Origin of the sequence: Bacillus sp. AFS073361, assembly GCF_002567005.1 — a bacterium.
In the GTDB taxonomy this organism is placed as follows: Bacteria; Bacillota; Bacilli; order Bacillales; family Cytobacillaceae; genus Neobacillus.
Genome location: NZ_NUZU01000196.1, coordinates 1 through 253 on the forward strand (window position 1 = coordinate 1; position 253 = coordinate 253).

1 protein-coding gene is annotated in these 253 nt (G+C 41.9%); it reads right to left on the bottom strand.

The features are described 5' to 3' along the window. Positions 1-253, bottom strand: a 253-nt coding sequence (locus tag COJ96_RS29075; RefSeq protein ID WP_218936550.1) for a hypothetical protein, incomplete at both ends; no start/stop codon positions are given.

A 253-nucleotide genomic window follows, 5' to 3' on the forward strand; every position in this document is an offset into this window, starting at 1 on the left:
ATAATAAATAATGCCGTTCATCAGGTTCTGCAGCGAAATACGAATAAAAAGAATAGCCATCATCAGCAGCGCACTGAAAATGATGACGTAATACGAGATGATATTATTTATTTGCAGGAACATTTTCAGGCGCATAAACGACACCTGTCCACCCTGCGTTAAATCGCGTGGATTAAAGCTCATAGAGAACCTGTCTGAAACAAGGAATAGGAATGACCAGAACTCAGGGGCTACATTGCGCAGCCCCATGAAT